The sequence below is a fragment of the Gordonia sp. (in: high G+C Gram-positive bacteria) genome (assembly GCF_052106715.1).
In the GTDB taxonomy this organism is placed as follows: Bacteria; Actinomycetota; Actinomycetes; order Mycobacteriales; family Mycobacteriaceae; genus Gordonia.
In genome coordinates this window covers 35615-51589 of record NZ_JBQEDL010000006.1, presented here as the reverse complement: position 1 = coordinate 51589, position 15975 = coordinate 35615, and the positions used below count along the sequence as shown (strand labels likewise).

General features: G+C 65.0%; 13 protein-coding genes. 9 read left to right on the top strand and 4 right to left on the bottom strand.

What is annotated here, in order from left to right; all coding sequences use genetic code 11:
• Window positions 1–16: 16 nt before the first annotated feature.
• Window positions 17–814: an SDR family oxidoreductase gene (locus ACTIMF_RS04735; protein ID WP_442349187.1), complete on the bottom strand. Its 798-nt coding sequence runs from the start codon at window positions 812–814 to the stop codon at window positions 17–19.
• Window positions 815–1405: 591 nt separating this feature from the next.
• Between ACTIMF_RS04735 and ACTIMF_RS04730 the strand changes: the two genes are divergently transcribed.
• From ACTIMF_RS04730 to ACTIMF_RS04715, 4 genes are all read left to right on the top strand, one after another.
• Window positions 1406–1828 carry a hypothetical protein gene (locus ACTIMF_RS04730; RefSeq protein ID WP_442349123.1) on the top strand — a complete coding sequence of 141 codons (423 nt, stop codon included), beginning with the start codon at window positions 1406–1408 and terminating at the stop codon, window positions 1826–1828.
• An 81-nt stretch (window positions 1829–1909) separates the two neighbouring features.
• Window positions 1910–3127: an oxygenase MpaB family protein gene (locus ACTIMF_RS04725; protein ID WP_442349122.1), complete on the top strand. Its 1218-nt coding sequence runs from the start codon at window positions 1910–1912 to the stop codon at window positions 3125–3127.
• Between the two features lie 129 nt (window positions 3128–3256).
• A complete protein-coding gene (locus tag ACTIMF_RS04720) occupies window positions 3257–3736 on the top strand; it encodes a MarR family winged helix-turn-helix transcriptional regulator (RefSeq protein WP_442349121.1) in 480 nt (159 codons plus the stop codon).
• Window positions 3733–5523 (top strand): MFS transporter, encoded by a 1791-nt coding sequence (locus ACTIMF_RS04715; RefSeq protein WP_442349120.1) that lies wholly within the window; start codon window positions 3733–3735, stop codon window positions 5521–5523. Before ACTIMF_RS04720 ends, ACTIMF_RS04715 begins: the two co-directional genes overlap by 4 nt.
• A 54-nt stretch (window positions 5524–5577) precedes the next feature.
• Here the strand turns inward: ACTIMF_RS04715 and ACTIMF_RS04710 are convergent, their stop codons facing one another.
• From ACTIMF_RS04710 to ACTIMF_RS04700, 3 genes are read right to left on the bottom strand one after another with little or no spacing between them, the layout of a single operon-like run.
• On the bottom strand, window positions 5578–7950 hold the full coding sequence (locus tag ACTIMF_RS04710) for an ATP-binding cassette domain-containing protein (RefSeq protein ID WP_442349119.1): 2373 nt from the start codon (window positions 7948–7950) through the stop codon (window positions 5578–5580).
• Between the two features lie 26 nt (window positions 7951–7976).
• The gene (locus ACTIMF_RS04705) at window positions 7977–9854 is read right to left on the bottom strand and encodes a serine/threonine-protein kinase (protein ID WP_442349118.1); all 1878 of its coding nucleotides are present in this window, start codon (window positions 9852–9854) and stop codon (window positions 7977–7979) included.
• Window positions 9855–9876: 22 nt separating this feature from the next.
• Entirely contained in the window at window positions 9877–10530 is a 654-nt protein-coding gene (locus tag ACTIMF_RS04700) for a phosphatase PAP2 family protein (protein WP_442349117.1), read from the bottom strand.
• Between the two features lie 171 nt (window positions 10531–10701).
• On the opposite strand from ACTIMF_RS04700, the gene ACTIMF_RS04695 reads away from it, so the two are divergent.
• The 5 genes from ACTIMF_RS04695 (at window position 10702) to ACTIMF_RS04675 (ending at window position 15847) form a co-directional block, all read left to right on the top strand.
• Window positions 10702–11736: a phosphotriesterase family protein gene (locus tag ACTIMF_RS04695; RefSeq protein ID WP_442349116.1), complete on the top strand. Its 1035-nt coding sequence runs from the start codon at window positions 10702–10704 to the stop codon at window positions 11734–11736.
• A 7-nt stretch (window positions 11737–11743) separates the two neighbouring features.
• Window positions 11744–12247, top strand: a complete 504-nt coding sequence (locus tag ACTIMF_RS04690; protein ID WP_442349115.1) for a Fur family transcriptional regulator — start codon at window positions 11744–11746, stop codon at window positions 12245–12247.
• Complete coding sequence (katG, locus tag ACTIMF_RS04685; RefSeq protein ID WP_442349186.1) at window positions 12148–14445, top strand: catalase/peroxidase HPI; 2298 nt, start codon at window positions 12148–12150, stop codon at window positions 14443–14445. Before ACTIMF_RS04690 ends, katG begins: the two co-directional genes overlap by 100 nt.
• A gap of 120 nt (window positions 14446–14565) precedes the next feature.
• Entirely contained in the window at window positions 14566–15612 is a 1047-nt protein-coding gene (locus ACTIMF_RS04680; protein ID WP_442349114.1) for an LLM class F420-dependent oxidoreductase, read from the top strand.
• A gap of 79 nt (window positions 15613–15691) precedes the next feature.
• Window positions 15692–15847, top strand: coding sequence for a hypothetical protein (locus tag ACTIMF_RS04675; protein ID WP_442349113.1), 156 nt, complete (start codon window positions 15692–15694; stop codon window positions 15845–15847).
• Window positions 15848–15975: the final 128 nt, after the last annotated feature.

The following is a 15975-nucleotide window of genomic DNA, read 5'->3' as shown; positions in this document are numbered from 1 at the left end:
GGACCGGGTTTCTCGATCAACCGGGGTGGGTCTCGCCGCCGATCGGCGAGAGCACCTCACCTGTGTAATAGGACGACAGCAGTGACGACGCGAAGAACACGTACGACGGCGCGATCTCGTCAGGTTGGGCGGCCCGACCGTAGGGTGCCTGCTCGCCGAAGTGCTCGACTTTCTGACCCGGAAGCGTCGCCGGGATGAGCGGCGTCCACACTGGTCCGGGTGCGACGCAGTTGACGCGGATCTTTCGATCGAGCAACGCCTGTGCGAGCGACTTCGTGAGAGTGTGTACTGCGCCTTTGGTCGCCGCATAGTCGATCAGCGTCTTATTCCCACGAAGGCCGTTGACGGAGCCGGTGTTGATAATCGCTCCCCCGGGCGTCAGATGGTCGAGCGCTGCCCTGGTCGTGTGAAAGTAGCCGTCGATATTCACGGCGAACGTTCTGTTCCACTGGTCGTCGGTCAACTCCTGGAGGTCGTCGACAGGTGCCTGGTATGCGACGTTGTTGACCAGTACGTCGAGGCCGCCCAAATCTGTCACCGTCCGGCTGACCAGTTCGGCGCAATGTCTGGAGTCAGCGAGGTCGCCCGGATAGGCGACGGCCCGCCGCCCCTGCTCCTCGACGAGCTCGACCGTCTTGGCCGCATCGTCGTGTTCAGACAGGTAGGCGATGGCTACGTCGGCGCCCTCTTTTGCGAACGCCACGGCTACCGCCCGGCCGATTCCCGAATCGCCGCCGGTGATGAGGGCGCACTTGTCCGCCAACAGGCCACGCCCACTGTAGGAACGCATCTCGTCGTGCGGTTGGTCGTCCATCTGCGACGTGTACCCGGGGTAGTCGGCCACTCCTGAGTTTCCTGGGTCCGGATCGGTGGCCGGGTTGCCGAGGTCATGATTCTGCGGGTCCATGTCTGAGGGAGTTCCCTCCACGGTTTCAGCGCAAACATCATCTCGGTCCGGCGGGAACATCCAGTACGTTCGGACTGATGGACCCAGACGTGACAATAGTCGGCGTCATGGCCGACTCAGGTATTCCGAGCCGATGGATCGGGACGGCGAGATCCCGCTCGGGAAGCAAGCACCGAGTCTGATGGAGCGGTACGGCTGGGATGTCGTCGTATACCTGTCGGACCTGACGCACAGACGCGGCGGGAAACCCGTGCTGTTCGGAGGGTGTGATCAGACCGAGGCCGTGATCGTCTTCGTGCCGGCCCTCGGCGTGTGGAGGCAGCCTGCTCGAATCGTGCGGGTAATACAGGACCTCCTTGCGGCCGGATCCGCAGGGTGGCCGCCGCCGGTCGACGACATGTACATGCCTGCGTCCGGAGTCTCTGGCCCGGTGGCGCACCTCCGGATGCTCACCGGGATGATGCACAGCAACCGTCCGAGCGGAATGTTGGGCGCTTTGTGCGAAACGGACTTTGGACCCGCCCATCGCCCGCGCAATCGTCGGGTCACGCCCTCGACAACACGTCGACCACGATCACCGTGTGGTCTGCAGTAGCGCTCATGCACCTGCTGCTCGTGGTCGGGCTCACGGTGCTGGCATTCGTGATCGTCGACGCCGGGTACTTCGCGGGTCAGCTGGGTCATCCGGCGGGGATGGCCCAATACGTGCGGCTCGGCTGGTTCGCCGCCTCTGTCGGCACGATGACCGGCGCGCTGGGCTCCAACTTCGACAGCGAAGAATCGGGCGAGAAGCCACATTCAGTAAACGGTGGTACGAGCGTCGAAAGCTCCTCGAAGACTACGACCGTAGAGGCAGTGTCACCGAGCCGGGGCGGTCCGCGGGCGATGGCTCGCGCACGACGTCTCTGCGCGCGCAATTGACAGGGATTCCGGCGCTGTCTAGTTTTGGTAACAGGTGTTACCAATTAGTCAGCTCGACTCCGCGAGACAGAGGCCAGGCCGATGAGTGTCGTCATCCCCCGCAGACATCCCGATTCTCCGGCGCGCGTCCCCGTCGGCGTCGACGCTTTCGCCCGTGTCCTGCGCATCCACCCCGTCAGCGATGCGCAGTTCGCCCGGTTCGGCGAGGCACTCACCGAGGGCGACCCATTGATGGACGACGTTGTCGAGAAGATGATCGCGGGCGCCGGGGTCGGTGCACTGCGACCGCTGTTCGAGCAAGCGCTCGAGAGCGGCATCGACGCAGTGCCCGATGCGCCCGATTTCTTGCGGGCGTTCTTCGACGTCGTCGAGCGCACCCCGGACTGGGTCGATGGCGACCGACTCGAAGTCGCGGCACACACCATGAACGGCGGTGGATGCGACGGTCTCTACATCGCCCGGGACGTCGCACTGGTCGGCGGTTATGCGTTCTCTGGCTTCAATCAGACCCTGCTTCGTACGGGAGCGCTCGAGAAGGGGTCGAACTCACGGTTCGCCGAGACCTCACAGTGGGCTCTGGACGTCATCGCCGAGGGCGGCCTCCGCATACTCGGCGTCGGATACCGGTCGACGCTGCGCGTGCGTTTCATCCACTCGCTCGTCCGCCGTCACGTCGCCGCGATGGACGACTGGGACTCGATGCGGTGGGGCCTGCCGATCAACCAGACCGATATGGCTGCGACCATCGTCGGCTCGCTGATCGCGCCGATGGTCGGCGGCCTGGGCATGGGGCTGATCAACACCCCTTCCGAATATCAGGCGGTCGCACATCTCACCCGGTACGTCGGGTGGCTGATGGGCGTCGCCGACGAGTTTCTACCCGTCGACTTCCGGGACGGAATCCGGATCCTCCATCACACGTCGGCTGCGCTCTCCACCCCGGATGAGACCTCGGCCCAATTGGCTCGCCCGATGGCCGACGACCCGATGTCGTGGAACTATCCGACTTTCGAGCGGGCGCGCCGCCGGATTGCGCGGTCGCAACACCTGTCGATCAGCGCCTTCTTCCTCGGCCCCGCTGCGATGAAGACGCTCGGCTTACCGACTCGCACTCTCCCCTGGTACCCGATCATCCGAATTCCGGTGAATCTCACGCGATCGATTGCTGCGCTCCTGCCGGGCGGTCGGCTCCGTGCCTCCGTCCGCGGCCGCAACCAACAATTGCGTTTCATGCGGACGATGGAGGAGACACCCGTCACTATCGGTGAGACCACTCAACTGTCACAGCACGCCGCCTGATCTGCGAATACTCTGCCCTCCGTCTGGCCGTGACGGAGGGCAGAGTGCTGTTCGCACCCGATGTCCGACTTTATTTAGCTGAAGGCAACTAATAGTGTTCGTCGCCTCACGACTGTGAAGAGGGCGACCATGAACGACATACACGCGGACGAGGTGTTCGCCGATGACGTTGCGGGCATGTATCGAGACCTCACGAGGATCACTCGCGTACTGCGCGCCAAGGCCTCGCGGGTCGGACTCACCGCGAGCGCCGCGGCGGGCCTGTGGACGATCATCAACAACGACCCCATCCGGGTGACTGCGCTGGCGGAGGCCGAATCGGTGTCGGCGCCGACCATGTCGAAGATCGTCGCGAGTCTCGTCGAACGCGGCTACGTCGCACGCGTTGAAGACCCCGACGACGCTCGCGCGAAGCTTGTGCAGCCCACCAGTGAGGGTCGTGCGGTCATCGCCGACATGCGTCTGGCTCGCTCCCGCGCACTGGCCGGCGCACTGGAGTCGATGTCTCCCGCCGAACGCGACACCGTGGAGACCGGGCTGCGCCTGCTGTCTGCCGCTCTCGCCCCTGGACTCGAAGACCGTAACCGACCGAAGGACGCCACCGCATGAACTCCGCCGCCACGGCGACACAGTCCGCCGACGCAGATCCGCACTACAAATGGATCGCACTGTCGAATACGACTCTCGGCATGCTGATCGCGACGATCAACAGTTCGATCGTGCTCATCGCGCTCCCCGACATCTTCAAAGGCATCGGGCTCAACCCGCTGACCCCGTCCAACACCAGTTACCTGCTGTGGATGATGATGGGCTTCCTCGTCGTCACCGCCGTCCTGGTGGTCAGCTTCGGCAGGCTTGGCGACATGTTCGGCCGCGCTCGCATGTACAACATGGGCTTCCTGATCTTCACGATCTCGTCGATCTTCCTCGCGATCACGTGGTTCGACGGCGCTGAGGCAGCCATCTGGCTGATCGCGTGGCGCGTGGTCCAGGGGATCGGCGGAGCGTTCTTGATGGCCAACTCGTCAGCCATCCTGACAGATGCCTTCCCAGCTCATCAGCGCGGACTCGCGATGGGCATCAACGGCGTCGCGGCGATCGCCGGCTCGTTCCTTGGCCTGCTCGTCGGCGGCCTCCTGGCGCCGATCCAGTGGCACTTCATCTTCCTCGTCTCCGTCCCGTTCGGACTCGTCGGCACCGTGTGGGCCTATCTCAAACTCCGTGACACCGGTGTCCGTACGAAAGCAAAGATGGACTGGTGGGGAAACCTCACGTTCGCGATCGGTCTCATCGCGATCCTGGTCGCCATCACCTATGGCATCCAGCCGTACGGCGATTCCGACATGGGCTGGAGTAACCCGCTCGTTCTCGCGGGACTCATCGGCGGATGCGTGGTCTTGGCGATCTTCGTGTGGATCGAGACACAGGTGGACAGCCCCCTCTTCGAACTCAGTCTGTTCGCCAACCGTTCGTTCACCGCGGGCAACGCTGCGAATCTGATGGGGTCGATCGGCCGCGGCGGACTCCAGTTCATCCTGATCATCTGGTTGCAGGGCATCTGGTTGCCCCAGCACGGATACGACTATTCGCAGACTCCGTTGTGGGCGGGTATCTACATGGTCCCGATGACGATCGGCTTCCTGCTCGTCGCTCCGGTGTCGGGTGCACTATCTGACAAGCTGGGCACCAAGTGGTTCACCACCATCGGAATGCTGATTACCGCGGGCACCTTCGTCGCCCTCATCATGCTGCCTGTCGACTTCGCCTACCCCGCATTCGCGCTGGTGCTCCTGATCAACGGCGTCGGCATGGGGTTGTTCGCCTCGCCGAACCGCGCCGAAGTGATGAACTCGCTGCCCGCGTCATCGCGCGGATCGGGCGCGGGCATGATGACGACGTTCCAGAACGCGGCCATGGTCCTGTCCATCGGCCTGTTCTTCTCGCTCATGATCGCGGGCCTCTCGTCCAGCCTGCCCGACGCAATGTTCTCCGGGCTCACCGAGAACGGCGTACCTGCCGATCAAGCGAACGCGGTGGCGAATCTGCCGACCGTCGGCATCCTGTTCGCGGCGTTCCTCGGCTACAACCCGATCCAGGAACTGCTTGCGGGGAGCGGTTCGATGCCCGGCGTTGACATGGGCCACCTGACCGGCCTGGACTTCTTCCCGCATCTGATCTCCGACCCGTTCGCCGACGGTCTGGCCGCAGCGTTCTGGTTCGCCGTGATCTGCTGCGTCCTGGGCGCGATCTTCTCGCTGTTCACCGGCAGCGGAAAGTCGAAGGCCACGGACGTCGACCTCCCAACCGAGCCGCACCACCACGAATCGGTCGGCGAGGAATTCGCTGCGACCGCTGCGAGTGCGACCGGCGAGTCGCCGTCCGAGTTGATTGAGTGACCGCTGTTCGCCAGGCCGTTCACCCGAGCCCGTGAGCAACGCCCGAACGGCCGATCACGCACCCGCGTAGGCGGCAAGATGCTCGCCTGTCAGCGTCGATCGACCTGCGACGAGGTCGGCGGGCGTGCCCTCGAAGACCACGCGGCCGCCGTCCTGCCCGGCGCCTGGGCCGACGTCGATGATCCAGTCCGCATGCGCCATGACAGCCTGGTGGTGTTCGATCACGATCACCGATTTGCCTGCATCGACGAGGCGATCGAGCAGTCCTAGCAACTGATCGACGTCGGCGAGGTGCAGGCCGCTCGTCGGCTCGTCCAGCATGTAGGTCGTCGCCTTGTCGGCCATCGCGGTCGCCAGTTTGATGCGCTGCCGTTCACCGCCGGACAGCGTCGTCAGCGGTTGGCCGAGCCTCAGGTACCCGAGCCCCACCTCGTGCAGACGGACGAGGATCTTGTGGGCGGACGGCGTGCGAGCATCCCCGCCTGCGAAGAAGTCGAGGGCTTCATCGACGGACATGGACAGCACTTGGCTGATGTCCCGTCCGTCCACGTGGTAATCGAGGACATGCGCATCGAAGCGTCTGCCTTCGCAGTCGTCGCACACAGTCGCGACCCCCGCCATCGTCGCCAGATCGGTGTAGATGACGCCGTTGCCTTTGCACGTCGGGCACGCGCCCTCCGAGTTCGCGCTGAACAGTGCGGGCTTGACGCCATTGGCCTTGGCGAACGTCTTACGGATCGGATCGAGCAGACCTGTGTAGGTTGCGGGATTACTCCGCCGGGATCCGCGGATCGCCGTCTGGTCGATCGTGACGACGTCGGCCGATGCAGGCATGCTGCCGTGGATGAGCGAACTCTTGCCCGAGCCGGCGACTCCGGTGACGACCACGAGGACACCGAGGGGTACATCGACGTCGACGTCGCGCAGATTGTTCGCCGATGCGCCACGGATCTCGATGACGCCGGTCGGCGCGCGGAATTCACTCTTGATGGAACTCCGATACCCGAGGTGACGTCCGGTCAGTGTCAGGCTCGCCTCGAGTCCGGCCACGTCGCCCTCGTAGCAAATCTGCCCGCCGTCCGCGCCCGCCCGGGGGCCGATGTCGACGGCGTGATCGGCGATCGCGATGGTCTCGGGCTTGTGCTCGACGACGAGGACCGTGTTGCCCTTGTCGCGTAGACGAAGCAACAAGGCGTTCATTCGGGCGATGTCGTGTGGGTGGAGTCCGATCGTGGGCTCGTCAAACACGTAAGTCACGTCGGTCAATGCGGAGCCAAGATGGCGAATCATCTTGGTGCGCTGCGCCTCTCCCCCGGACAAGGTGCCCGTCGGCCGGTCGAGCGCGAGGTAGCCGAGCCCGATCTCCACGAAAGACTCCAGAGTGCCGCGCAGCTTGTCCAGAAGTGGCGCCACACTCGGATCCGACAGGCGGCCGACCCACGCCGCGAGGTCGGAGATCTGCATAGCGCACGCGTCGGCGATGCTCACCCCGTCGACACGGCAGTCGCGAGCATGCGCGGCCAGACGGGTCCCACCGCACTCGGGGCAGGTGTCGGCGGTGACCGCACGTTCGATGAACGCCCGGATATGCGGCTGTACCGAATCGATGTCTTTGGACAGCATCGACTTGCTGATCCTGGGTATCAGACCCTCGTAGGTGATGTTGATGCCGTCGACTCTGATCTTGACGGCCTCCTTGTACAGGAGGTCGTTCAGTTCGCGGGTGGAGTACTCCCGGATCGGTTTGTCCGGATCGAAGAATCCCGACCCGCCGTACACACGTCCGTACCAGCCGTCGGCACTGAACCCCGGCACCGAGATCGCTCCGTCGTTAAGCGACTTGTCTGCGTCGTAGATCTGCGCCAGGTCGATGTCGGACACGCGTCCCATGCCTTCGCAACGCGGGCACATGCCGCCGAGCCTGTCGAACGACGCCTTCTTACTCGTCGTGGTGCCGCCGGATCGTGTGCTGTCGGTTCTGATGACGCCGCCTCCGGACACCGAGGGAACGTTGAAGGACAACGCGTTGGCTGTCGGGACCGGCGGTGTGCCGAGCCTGCTGAACAGGATCCGCAGCATCGAGTTCGCGTCGGTGATCGTGCCGACGGTCGACCGTGGATTGCCTCCGATCCGCTCCTGGTCGACGATGATCGCGGTGGTGATCCCGTCGAGCATGTCGACGTCCGGACGCGCGAGGCTCGGCATGAAGCCCTGAACGAACGCACTGTAGGTCTCGTTGATCAGCCGCTGGGACTCGGCGGCGATCGTGCCGAACACCAGTGAACTCTTCCCCGAGCCGGAGACGCCGGTGAACACCGTCAGTCGGCGCTTAGGCAATTCGACGCTGACGTCCTTGAGGTTGTTGACGCGTGCGCCGCTCACTCGGATGCGGTCGTGACTGTCTGCCTGCCATGCGTGTTCGACCATGTAGGGACTGTATTACGATCTGGTGCTCAGTCGCGGACGAGCAGGCCTCGAACGGCCTTGTCGACGGTCCGCTGCGTCGAGATGTCACCGGTCGGGCTGATGCCGACGGCGACCGTCATGGGCTTGCTGTCGACGATGACCACGACGATCTCATCGCCGGTGACGCCCGAGGGCCCGCTACGTACCGGGATCGATGCGTTCAACAGCGTGTAATCGGTGTCGCGGTTCTCGATCTTCGCGTTGGTGACCTGGCCGTACCGGACCGGTCCGGCGTTGACCGACGCGTAGCCGGGACCTGCCGCGAGGCAGTCGACGAATGTGCGCGCTATCTGTTCGGTCTCGGTCCGGAAGTCCGTCGGCAGCACTCCGACGGCGATCTGTGCGACCCACGAACTGGAACTCGCCGGACGGTTGAGAGTGACGCCGTCCGCCTGGTTGACGAACGGGAAGCGGCTGCCGCGGTCCGCATTCCAGCCGCTCGGCATCTCGCCGGACGGGATGGAGATCTTTCCCGACGTCAGTTGTCGCGTTGACACGTTCGACGCGGGTCTGCCGTCGACACAGCGGGTCGGGACACCGCCGACCACGGCTGCGTCGGTGGCACTGGTCGACGGCGAGGTCGTGAACGACGATGGTTCTGTGGTGGTCGACGTCGTGGGTTTCGCCGTAGTGCCCGCGTCGTCGCCGCCGGCCAAAGCGTTCACCCCGAACGCGAGACCGGTTGCGAGTGCGGCGACGAGCACGATGGCACCGATGATGAGCGCTGTCTGCTTGCCTCGCCCTCCGCCACGGTCGGGACCGTTCGTGCCGCCCGGTCCGGTGGGCGGTCCGGGCGGCTCGACGTAGGGCGGCTGGGGCTGGCCGTAAGGGCCGGGTCCGTAGGGACTCGATGCGGGTGGAGCGGGTGCAGGCACGAACGGACGATGAGCCGGATTCTGCGGACCGTACTGCGGAGGCCGCGGGTTCATCGGGGCAGGTGTGGGCGGACGCTGCGGCGCCGGGGCGGCAGCGGGCGCAATCACCGGGCCCGGATTGATCATGGTCTCCGGAAACAGCGCAGCGGAACCGGAGGTGCGGAGGGCAGCGCCGAGATCTCGAGCGAAATCCATGCAGGTCGGGTACCGATTGACGGCACGCTTATCCATACCCCGCGCCAACACGGCGTCGACCTCCGGAGGCAGGTCCGGTCGAATACTCCGTGCATGCGGGATCGGCGCGTTGAGGTGGGCGTTGATGATCTCGGTCGGCTTCCGCTCGGGATACGGCGCACGACCGGTGAGAAGTGTGAACGCGGTGCAGGCGAGCGAGTACTGGTCGGTGCGTCCGTTGAGATCGTCGCCGCGCAACTGTTCGGGCGAGGTGTACTGAATGGAGCCGACCGTCAGGTTGGCCGCCGTGAGCGCCGTATCGTTTCCGATGGTCCGCGCGATGCCGAAATCAGTCAGGTAGATCTTGTGGCGGGTAGCCGACGTTCCGTCGATCAGAATGTTCGCTGGTTTGACGTCGCGGTGCAGCAGTCCTTTGCCGTGCGCGTAGTCGAGCGCGTCGGCGACCGCCGTGACGACCTCGACGACGTCCTGCGGAGCGAACGGACCGGTCTGTTTCGTCGACGCGTTGGCGTCCGACCCCGGGATGTATTTCATGGAGATCCAGAGTTGCCCCTGGTCCTCTCCCCGGTCGTAGACGCTGACGATAGCCGAATGGTCAAGGCCGGCAGCCAGATCCGCTTCCCGAGTGAATCGGGCCCGGTAAGTCGGGTCGTCGGTCAGTTCGGTTGGCAGGACTTTCAGCGCGTCTTGGCGCGGCAACCGTGGGTGCTGGGCGAGATACACCTCGCCCATACCTCCGGCGCCCAGGACACGCACGATGCGGTACTCGGCGAACAGCTGGCCCGGACTGAACATGGGTACAGACTAAGCTATCGGTTCAGGCCGTCTGTTCAGGCGCTCGTCTCGCCATTCGGTCGACGGACCACACCGCGCACAGCGCCGCCGCAGCGCCGAGCAGCAGGCCGCCGATGGCGTCCGAAGCCCAGCTCATGCAGAGATAGACGCGCGCAGAGGCCATTGCGGGCGCCGCGCACACAGCAATCGTCACCAGAATGGCCCGAGTCCTGCGCCGTCCGACGGTGATGACGAGGGCGGCGACGAGCAACAGCGCAGTCAGGCCTGCCACATGCGTCGACGGGAACGCCGGGGTGGTCTCCGGAGCGTCGAGCTGCCATCCGACGGGCGGGCGCGGACGGTCGACGATCTGTTTCACGATCTCGGCGAGGGCGACGGCACCCCAGCTTGCAACGACCACAGCGGCCGGACGACTGACGGCCCGATCTCGGACGGCCAGGACGAGGGCACCGACGAACGCCACGATGACTACGGTCACCGGCCCCGCGACCGCGGAGTATCCGCTCGCCAGATCGATCAACCAATCGCTCGGATGGCGCCGCACGAAGCGAATCACGACGCGATCGTCACTCAACGGTCGGACCACGATCGCGGCCGCGACCGCCACGATGACGAACGCACTCGCGGCGGTGACGACGCCGACGATGCGCGGGCGACGTTGCGATGGGATCGGCATAGGATTCGGCTTCCGAACTCGAGCGGGATACAGGGGCGTGATGACAAACTTTGCCATCGGCGTATCAGCGCCTGAGAGGTCGGTCGGATTCGACCTCGTCGGGTCCCCGTTCGCACTAGCGTAGGGAGCGTTGCCGTTCCCCACGGATGGACCGGTCAGACGAGAGGCCACATGGACCGCATTGATACTGTCGCCGGACCGATCGGCGCAGCTCAGTTGGGAGCCGTGCTCACCCACGAGCACGTCTTCGTCGTCCAGGAGGACTTTCGCCTGAACTATCTGCGCGACTGGGACGAAGACGCCGAAGTCGAGCACGCCGTAGCCACGTTGAGCCGCCTCAAGGCCGCCGGCATCGGCACGATCATGGATGTGTCCGTACTCGGCATCGGGCGGAACATCGAACGCGTCGCGCGGGTCGCCGACCGGGTCGAGGTGAACATCGTCGCTGCGACGGGGTTCTTCACATTCAACGATCTGCCTTTCCAAATGCATTACACCGGACCGGCACTCGGATTCGATGTCCCCGAGCCGCTCGATGCGATGTTCCTGCGCGACATCACCGACGGGATAGGTTCGACGTCGGTCAAGGCGGGTTTCCTGGTCTGCGTCATCGAGGCCGAGGGACTGACCGTCGGGGTGGAGCGTGTGATGCGTTCGGTCGGCCGGGTCGCGGCCCAGACCGGCCTACCCATCGTGGTGCACACCAATCCACACACCCAGTCGGGGCTGATCGCGCAGCGTGTTCTCGCCGAAGAAGGCGTGGATCTCACCCGGGTGATTCTCGCGCACAGCGGAGACTCGACCGACTTGGACTACCTGATGCGGGTGGCCGATGCGGGTTCGGTGCTGGGAATGGACCGTTTCGGAGTGGACCTGCTACTCCCCCACGCGGACCGGGTCGACACCGTCCTGGCGTTGATTGATCGCGGCTACGGCGATCGGATGGTGCTCTCCCAGGATGCGTTCTGCTACAGCGACTGGTTCGATCAGAAAGCGATGAGTGTAGTCGCCGAAGGATGGGACTACTTCCAGGTGACCGGGCGCGTGATCCCCGACCTGCGTGCGCACGGAGTATCGGAATCGGTCATCTCGATGATGCTCCAGCACGTTCCGGCACGCCTTCTGTGCCCGCCACCGACCGGTCAAGCGGATCGAATCACCGCAGTTTCGCGAAAAACTGGACTGAGTCCAGAAAAGGGGGCATAGTCGAGTCATGGTCATCGACGAGCACACCACGGCCCTTCGGGCAGCGGGGCTGCGAGTGACCAGACCGAGACTCGCTGTACTCCAGGCGGTTGACGCGAACCCGCATTCGGACACCGAGACCATCCTGGCCGGGGTCCGTGAACTGTTGGACGGAGTCTCGAAACAAGCGATCTACGACGTGCTTCGCGCACTGACGGACGTCGGACTTCTCCGGCGGATCCAGCCTTCAGGACACGTGTCTCTCTATGAGACGCGCGTCACCGATAACCATCATCACCTGGTATGCCGGTACTGCGACAAAGTCGTCGACGTCGACTGCGCGGTGGGACCGGCACCCTGCTTGAACGCTGCTGACGACCACGGCTTCGTCATCGACGAAGCCGAAGTCGTCTACTGGGGCGTCTGCCCCGACTGCGCAGCGCAGCGCCGCGCTCCGGTCGGACGTCATGGCCCACGCCGCCCCGACCACCCAGCCGATCAGCCCGACACACAGAACAAAGGAACATCGTGACTGACCAACAGAACGCTCCCATCGTCGAAGAATGCCCGGTGGCACACGGACCCAAGATGGAGCCGCCGACGGCGGGCGGTGGAAATCGGGATTGGTGGCCCGGCCAGCTGAATCTCAAGCTCCTCGCGGAGAATCCGATCGAAGGCGACCCGAACGGTCCGGGCTTCGACTACCCGAGCGAGTTCGAGTCCCTCGACCTCGCCGCCGTGAAGGCCGACATTCAACGAGTGCTCACCGATTCGAAGGCGTGGTGGCCCGCCGACTACGGCAACTACGGCCCGCTCTTCATCCGCATGGCATGGCATGCGGCCGGAACCTACCGAGTCGCTGACGGGCGCGGTGGCGCCGGACACGGCATGCAGCGCTTCGCGCCGCTGAACAGTTGGCCGGACAACGCCGGACTCGACCGCGCACGTCGTCTGCTGTGGCCCGTCAAGAAGGCGTACGGAGCCAAGCTGTCCTGGGCGGACCTGATCGTGCTCGCGGGCAACGTCGCCCTCGAGTCCATGGGATTCGACACGTTCGGCTACGGAGGCGGCCGCCCGGACAAGTGGGAGCCCGAAGAGATCTATTGGGGTCCGGAGAAAGTGTGGCTCGACGACGAGCGCTACAGCGGTGACCGCGATCTGGAGAACCCTCTCGCCGCTGTTCAGATGGGCCTGATCTACGTCAATCCGGAAGGCCCGAACGGGGTTCCGGATCCATTGGCCGCGGCCAAGGACATTCGGGAGACCTTCGCTCGGATGGCGATGAACGACGAGGAGACCGTCGCGCTGATCGCCGGCGGTCACACATTCGGCAAGACGCACGGTGCCGGGCCTGCCGACGACGTGGGCGAAGCCCCCGAAGGCTCCCCGATGGAACAGATGGGCATCGGCTGGAAGAGCGACTACAAGTCGGGCGTCGGTGCCGACGCGATCAGTTCCGGTATCGAGGGCGCGTGGAACAGCACCCCGATCACGTGGGACAACAACTTCTTCTGGACGCTGTACGGCTACGAGTGGGAGACCTACACCGGTCCCGCGGGCGCAACCCAGTGGCGCCCCAAAGACAACGCCGGTTCGACGAGCGTTCCCGACCCGGCCGATCCGGACAAGCGCCTGCAGCCGATGATGCTCACCACCGACATCGCGCTCCGCGAGGACCCCGACTACGCCAAGATCTCGCGCCGATTCTTGGAGAACCCGCGAGAGTTCGCCGACGCGTTCGCCCGCGCATGGTTCAAGCTGACGCACCGCGACATGGGCCCCCGCGCCCGGTACCGCGGACCGGAGGTCCCCGAAGAGAAGCTGATCTGGCAAGACGTCGTCGACCCTCCGCAGGGGCCGCAGCCGCGCGAGACGGACGTCGCCGAGCTCAAGAGGCGGATCCTTGCGTCGGGACTGACTGTGGCACAGCTGGTCTCGACCGCATGGGCATCGGCTGCCTCATTCCGCGGCAGTGACTACCGCGGTGGAGCGAACGGTGCACGCGTGCGTCTGGAGCCGCAGCGCAGCTGGGCGGTGAACGATCCGACAGCTCTCGCCGAAGTCCTTCCCGTCCTGGAGACGATCGCCGAGGAATTCAACGCGGCATCGGATTCGAATGTCTCGGTCGCCGACATCATCGTCATCGGCGGGGCGGCAGCCATCGAGCAGGCTGCGTCGGACGCCGGACACACGGTGACCGTGCCGGTCGCGCTCGGCCGCGGCGACGCGACGCAGGAGCAGACCGACGTCGAGTCGTTCATCGAGATGGAGCCGAGGTGGGACGGGTTCCGCAACTATGTCGCCGGCGATGTCGCCACGGAGGCCGAGTATCTGCTCGTCGATCGCGCCTACCTGCTGCAGCTCACGCCGCCGCAGATGACCGTCCTCGTCGGCGGTCTCCGCGTGCTGGGCGCGAATCACGGCGGGTCGCCGCACGGCGTCTTCACCGACCGGCCGGGTGTCCTTTCGAACGACTTCTTCGTGAACCTGCTCGACATGGACACGGAGTGGGTCGACCAGTCTGACGGAACCTTCGTCGGAACTGTTCGAGAGACCGGTGAGAAGAAGTGGACGGGTACGCGGGCCGACCTCGTATTCGGCTCCAACTCGCAACTACGCGGCGTCGCCGAGGTCTACGGTGCCGACGACGCGGGCCGCAAGTTCGTCGAAGACTTCGTCTCCGCGTGGAACCACGTCATGAACGCCGATCGTTTCGACCTGCATAACTGACAGCCGACTCTCCCATCGGTCGAGCGGAGCGCCTCTGATCGCGCTCCGCTCGACCCTGCGGTCAGCCGAGAGCCCGGTGCGTACCGCGCAGCAGACGTGACGCCCGATACAGTCGGTTCCATGAAACTCGGACTTCAGCTCGGATACTGGGGCGCGCAGCCGCCGCACAACCATCGAGAACTCGTCGGCGCAGCCGAGGAGCACGGCTTCGATGCGGTCTTCACCGCCGAAGCGTGGGGGTCCGATGCTTACACGCCGCTCGCCTGGTGGGGCGCGAGCACCGAGCGCGTCACACTCGGTACATCGGTACTCCAACTCTCAGCGAGAACGCCGACTGCGTGTGCCATGGCGGCGCTGACTCTCGACCACCTGTCCGGCGGCAGGCACATCGTCGGACTCGGCGTCTCCGGACCGCAGGTCGTCGAAGGCTGGTACGGGCAGCGGTTCCCGAAGCCGCTCGCGCGCACCCGCGAGTACGTCGACATCATGCGTCAGGTGTGGGCGCGCGAAGCCGTCGTCACCAGCGACGGCCCGCACTATCCGTTGCCGCTGACGGGTGACGGCTCCACCGGACTCGGCAAGCCGCTCAAGCCGATCGTCCATCCGCTGCGCCACGACATCCCGGTATTTCTCGGCGCCGAAGGACCGAAGAACATCGCACTCGCCGCCGAGATCGCCGACGGCTGGCTGCCGTTGTTCTACACGCCGCGGCTGGCGGATCAGTACAACGAATGGCTCAACGAGGGATTCGCACGCTCCGGGGCGCGCCATACGCGCGAGACATTCGAGATCTGTGCGACCGCGCAGATCGTGCTCACCGACGACCCGGACACTGCGTACGCCGCGATCAAACCCTTCCTCGCGCTGTACATGGGCGGCATGGGCAGCGAAGACACGAACTTCCACGCCGAGGTGTATCGCAGGATGGGCTACGCCGACGTCGTCGACGAGGTGACCGCGCTGTTTCGGGCCGGGCGCAAAGACGAAGCCGCGCAGATCATTCCCAACGAAGCGGTCGACGATTCGGCGATCATCGGCGACGAGGCGCGAGTCCGCGAGCAGATCGGGGTGTGGGAGGCCGCAGGCGTGACGACGATGCTCGTCTCGCCTGGCACACCGGAGGAGATCGCAAGACTCGCACGGGTCGCTGGGTTAACTAACGGTTAACGACCACCAAACGTTGGTTGACGAATAGTGGACTCTCGGTTACCTTGGTGTGGACTGAAGAAGACGGAGGGCTCCTGCGATGCGTAAGAACACCAATCCGACGATCACGTCGACACTTCGCGGCTACAGCCGCCGGATCAACAAGATGATGTCCATGAGCAATTCCGACCGTGCGGCACTCCAACTGTCGAATTCGCCGGTCGCGGTGCTCGGCCACACGCCACGGCATCGTTGATACCGACCACGCTGTTGGTACACACAACACGTTTGTGAAAGCAGGCGCGGGCCCCCCCCCCTAGTGGGGGGGCGCCGGGGTTTACCGGGGGGGGTGGGCAGGGACCCGGGGGAAGGGGGGGGCGGGAA

Coding starts and splice junctions, on each gene's coding strand:
- ACTIMF_RS04735 (WP_442349187.1), bottom strand. CDS start 814: ATGGACGACCAACCGCACGACGAGATGCGTTCCTACAGTGGGCGTGGC.
- ACTIMF_RS04725 (WP_442349122.1), top strand. CDS start 1,910: ATGAGTGTCGTCATCCCCCGCAGACATCCCGATTCTCCGGCGCGCGTC.
- ACTIMF_RS04720 (WP_442349121.1), top strand. CDS start 3,257: ATGAACGACATACACGCGGACGAGGTGTTCGCCGATGACGTTGCGGGC.
- ACTIMF_RS04715 (WP_442349120.1), top strand. CDS start 3,733: ATGAACTCCGCCGCCACGGCGACACAGTCCGCCGACGCAGATCCGCAC.
- ACTIMF_RS04710 (WP_442349119.1), bottom strand. CDS start 7,950: ATGGTCGAACACGCATGGCAGGCAGACAGTCACGACCGCATCCGAGTG.
- ACTIMF_RS04705 (WP_442349118.1), bottom strand. CDS start 9,854: ATGTTCAGTCCGGGCCAGCTGTTCGCCGAGTACCGCATCGTGCGTGTC.
- ACTIMF_RS04700 (WP_442349117.1), bottom strand. CDS start 10,530: ATGCCGATCCCATCGCAACGTCGCCCGCGCATCGTCGGCGTCGTCACC.
- ACTIMF_RS04695 (WP_442349116.1), top strand. CDS start 10,702: ATGGACCGCATTGATACTGTCGCCGGACCGATCGGCGCAGCTCAGTTG.
- ACTIMF_RS04690 (WP_442349115.1), top strand. CDS start 11,744: ATGGTCATCGACGAGCACACCACGGCCCTTCGGGCAGCGGGGCTGCGA.
- ACTIMF_RS04680 (WP_442349114.1), top strand. CDS start 14,566: ATGAAACTCGGACTTCAGCTCGGATACTGGGGCGCGCAGCCGCCGCAC.
- ACTIMF_RS04675 (WP_442349113.1), top strand. CDS start 15,692: ATGCGTAAGAACACCAATCCGACGATCACGTCGACACTTCGCGGCTAC.